The organism is Mycobacteriales bacterium, assembly GCA_035690485.1.
Classification (GTDB): domain Bacteria; phylum Actinomycetota; class Actinomycetes; order JAFAQI01; family DASSKL01; genus DASSKL01.
Genome location: DASSKL010000039.1, coordinates 1 through 4,259, shown reverse-complemented (window position 1 = coordinate 4,259; position 4,259 = coordinate 1). Strand labels below are relative to the sequence as shown.

At 72.8% G+C, this 4,259-nt stretch carries 5 protein-coding genes; all 5 read left to right on the top strand.

The genetic code is table 11. The features are described from left to right. Positions 1-1,411 (top strand): molecular chaperone DnaK (dnaK, locus tag VFJ21_05150; protein ID HET7406511.1); only part of this gene is annotated, 1,411 nt, incomplete at its 5' end. A 104-nt stretch (positions 1,412-1,515) separates the two neighbouring features. Further along, positions 1,516-2,106, top strand: coding sequence for a nucleotide exchange factor GrpE (gene grpE / locus VFJ21_05145; GenBank protein HET7406510.1), 591 nt, complete (start codon positions 1,516-1,518; stop codon positions 2,104-2,106). A gap of 30 nt (positions 2,107-2,136) precedes the next feature. Beyond that, positions 2,137-3,303: a molecular chaperone DnaJ gene (gene dnaJ, locus VFJ21_05140; protein HET7406509.1), complete on the top strand. Its 1,167-nt coding sequence runs from the start codon at positions 2,137-2,139 to the stop codon at positions 3,301-3,303. Continuing rightward, positions 3,296-3,745: a helix-turn-helix transcriptional regulator gene (locus VFJ21_05135; protein ID HET7406508.1), complete on the top strand. Its 450-nt coding sequence runs from the start codon at positions 3,296-3,298 to the stop codon at positions 3,743-3,745. The genes dnaJ and VFJ21_05135 overlap by 8 nt, the downstream gene beginning before the upstream one ends. 38 nt (positions 3,746-3,783) lie before the next feature. After that, positions 3,784-4,259: Clp protease N-terminal domain-containing protein (locus VFJ21_05130; protein HET7406507.1), on the top strand; the 476-nt coding region annotated here is incomplete at its 3' end.

The window sequence follows — 4,259 nt, the reverse complement described above, 5'->3', positions numbered from 1 at the left end:
GCCGACGGCTGCGGCCCTGGCCTACGGCCTCGACAAGGAGAACGACCAGACGATCCTCGTCTTCGACCTCGGCGGCGGCACGTTCGACGTCTCGCTGCTGGAGATCGGCGAGGGTGTCATCGAGGTCAAGGCGACCAGCGGCGACAACCGCCTCGGCGGCGACGACTGGGACGAGCGCGTCGTCGAGCACCTGGTCACGACGTTCAAGAACGCCCACGGCATCGACCTGTCCAAGGACAAGATGGCCCTGCAGCGCCTGCGGGAGGCGGCGGAGAAGGCCAAGATCGAGCTGTCCAGCTCCGCCGAGACGACGATCAACCTGCCCTACATCACCGCGACGCAGGAAGGCCCGCTGCACCTCGAGGTCAACCTGTCGCGCGCGGAGTTCCAGCGGATGACCGCCGACCTGCTCGAGCGGTGCAAGGGCCCGTTCCAGCAGGCCGTCAAGGACGCCGGCATCGCCGTCGCCGACATCCACCACGTCGTGCTCGTCGGTGGCTCCACCCGGATGCCGGCCGTCGTCGACGTGGTCAAGGAGCTCACCGGCGGCAAGGAGCCCAACAAGGGCGTCAACCCCGACGAGGTCGTCGCGGTCGGCGCGGCCCTGCAGGCCGGTGTGCTCAAGGGCGAGGTCAAGGACGTCCTGCTCCTCGACGTCACCCCGCTGAGCCTCGGCATCGAGACCAAGGGCGGCATCTTCACCAAGCTCATCGAGCGCAACACCACGATCCCGACGAAGCGTTCGGAGATCTTCACCACGGCCGACGACAACCAGCCGTCGGTGCAGATCCAGGTGTTCCAGGGCGAGCGCGAGATCGCGGCCTACAACAAGAAGCTCGGCATGTTCGAGCTGACCGGGCTGCCGCCCGCACCGCGCGGCGTGCCGCAGATCGAGGTGACGTTCGACATCGACGCCAACGGCATCGTGCACGTCTCCGCCAAGGATCTCGGCACCGGCCGCGAGCAGTCGATGACGATCACCGGCGGTTCCGCACTGCCGCGCGACGACATCGAGCGGATGATGCGCGAGGCCGAGTCGCACGCCGAGGAGGACCGCCAGCGGCGCGAGGCCGCGGAGGCGCGCAACACCGCCGACACGCTCGTCTACCAGACCGAGAAGTTCCTCACCGACAACGCCGAGAAGGTCCCGGCCGACGTCAAGGGCGAGGTCGAGTCCGCGATCGCCGACGTGAAGAAGTCGCTCGAGGGCGACGACGCCGCCGCGATCCGGTCCGCGACCGAGCGGTTGTCGACGGTCAGCCAGAAGCTCGGGCAGGCGATGTACGCCGATGCGCAGTCCAGCGGCGCCGCGGGCGCCGGGGCGGCCGGCGACAGTGCCGGTGCGGCAGAGGACGAGGGCGTCGTCGACGCCGAGATCGTGGACGAGGACCGGGAGGGCGGTGCGGCGTGAGCCATCCCCACGACGCCGCGCGCTTCGCCCGCGCCGAGGGGACCCCGAAAGATCGACGGGATCCGGGCCACGGCGCAGACGAACCGGACGAGGAGCGCCCGCGCGTGACCGACAGGCGCCGCATCGATCCCGACACCGGGACGTTGCGGGTGCCGGTCCCGCCGAGCACGGATGAGGGGGTGGCCGCCGTCGACGAGGGGGCGGCCACCGGCCCGGCCGCGCTGCAGGTTGCCGACCTGGAGCGGCAGCTCGCCGAACGCACGGACGACCTGCAGCGCGTCAGCGCCGACTACGCCAACTACCGGCGTCGCGTCGACCGCGACCGGGCCGCCGTCGGGGAGCAGGCGCTGGCGAGCGTGCTCATCGGCCTGCTGCCCGTGCTCGACGACATCGAACGGGCGCGAGCCCACGGCGAGCTCGTCGGCGGCTTCCAGAAGGTCGCCGAGGGCCTCGAGGCCACGTTGAGCAAGCTCGGCCTGGAGGCGTTCGGGGAGGCGGGCGAGCCGTTCGACCCGACCGTCCACGAGGCGCTGATGCACCGGTTGTCGCCGGACGTCACCGAGACGACCTGCGTCGAGGTGCTGCAGCGCGGCTACCGCATCGGCGAGCGGGTGATCCGCCCGGCACGCGTCGCGGTGGCCGACCCCGAGCCGGCCGCGCCGGCGACGCCGACGAGCGAGGACGACGACGAGTAGGGCCAGCAGGACGAGAGGAGGGACGCCGGGATGAGCACTCGCGACTACATCGAGAAGGACTACTACGCCGCGCTCGGCGTCCCCAAGGACGCGTCGGCCGCGGAGATCAAGAAGGCCTACCGCAAGCTTGCGCGGCAGTACCACCCCGACGCCAACAAGGGCGACGCCAAGGCGGAGGAGAAGTTCAAGGAGATCTCCGAGGCCTACGCCGTCCTCTCCGACGAGACCAAGCGCAAGGAGTACGACGAGGCCCGCGCGCTGTTCTCCCGCGGCGGGTTCCGGGTGCCCGGCGGCGCCGGTGGTGCCGGCGGCTTCGACCTCGGGGACCTGTTCGGTGGCGGGGCGGGCGGTGCCGGCGGCGGGCTCGGCGACATCTTCGGCGGCATCTTCACCGGTGGCCGGCGTACGGCCGCACCGCGGCGGGGTGCCGACGTGGAGGCGGAGTCGACGCTGTCGTTCGCCGACGCGGTCTCCGGGGTCACGGTCCCGCTGCGGCTGCGCAGCCCGCACTCCTGCACGACGTGCAACGGCACCGGCGCTCGGCCGGGCACGGCGCCGCGGGTCTGCCCTACCTGCAGCGGCACCGGAGTGGTGTCGCGCGGCGCCGGCGGGTTCGCGTTCTCCGAGCCCTGTCGGGAGTGCCGCGGCCGCGGGTTGCTCGTCGACGACCCGTGCCCGACCTGCGGCGGCGGCGGGCAGACGATCAGCGAGCGGACCTTGCAGGTCCGCATCCCGGCAGGAGTTGCCGACGGCCAGCGGATCCGCCTGCGCGGCAAGGGCGAGCCGGGCGAGCGTGGCGGCCCGGCAGGTGACCTGCTGGTGCTGGTGCACGTGCAGCCCGACAAGGTCTTCGGGCGCAAGGGCGACCACCTGACGGTTACCGTGCCCGTGACGTTCCCCGAAGCGGCGCTCGGCGCGACGGTCAAGGTGCCGACGCTCGGAGGCGCGCCGGTCACCGTGAAGATCCCCGCCGGCACGTCGAGCGGCCGGGTGCTGCGGGTGCGCGGCAAGGGCGTCCCGAAGCGGTCGGCCACCAAGACCGGCGACACCAGCGCACGCGGCGACCTGCTGGTCACCGTCGAGGTCGCCGTGCCGCAGGAGCTCACCGACGAGGCACGCCAGGCGCTGGAGGCCTACGCCGCGGCGCAGCCCGAGGACCCGCGGGCCGACCTGACCGGGGCGGCCGGCCGTGGCTGACGTCCCCGGGGTGCCGCTGCCTGACGGTGTCGCCGAGACCGCGCCGATCTTCGTGATCTCGGTCGCGGCGCAGCTGTCCGGCATGCACCCGCAGACGCTTCGGCAGTACGACCGGATCGGCCTTGTGTCACCGGGCCGTGCGCCCGGCCGTGGCCGTCGCTACTCCGCCCGCGACATCGCCCAGCTCCGTGAGGTGCAGCGCTTGTCGCAGGAGGAGGGCGTCAACCTCGCCGGCGTCAAGCGCATCCTCGACCTCGACAACCACGTCCGGGCGCTGCGCCGCCGCATCGCCGAGCTGCAGGACGAGCTCGAAGCCAGCCGGCGCGAGGCGACCCGGCTGGCCGGCGACGTCGAGCGCAAGTACCGCCGTGACCTCGTGCCGGTGCCCGACGCCGGCCGGCAGGGCGCCGTCGTCGTCTGGCGGCCGCAGCCCCGCCGCTAGACCTCCCGCGAAGCCACCTCTCAGGAATGACGAATCCCATGGACTACAAGCTCACCACCCGCAGCCAGGAGGCACTGGCCGCCGCGGTGCGGGCCGCCGGCAACGCCGGCAACCCGGCCGTGGAGCCGGTCCACGTCCTGCTGGCGCTGCTCGACCAGGCCGACGGCACCGCCCGGCCGCTCCTCGAGGCGGTCGGCGCCCCGCTCGACACCGTGCAGAGCAAGGCGCAGGCGCTGGCCGGCCGGTTGCCGAGCGCGAGCGGCTCGACGGTCGCGAGCCCCAACCTGTCGCGGCAGTCGGCCGCGGTCATCAACGCCGCGTCCGACGAGGCGCGGTCGCTGGGCGACGACTACATCTCGACCGAGCACCTGCTCGTCGGCCTCGCGAAGGAGGGCGGCGAGACCGCGGCGCTGCTCCGCGAGGTCGGCGCGACGGCCGATGCGCTGCTCGGTGCCTTCACCCAGGTGCGCGGGCACCAGCGCGTCACCACCCCGGACCCCGAGTCGACCTACCA

Coding starts and splice junctions, on each gene's coding strand:
- dnaJ (HET7406509.1), top strand. CDS start 2,137: ATGAGCACTCGCGACTACATCGAGAAGGACTACTACGCCGCGCTCGGC.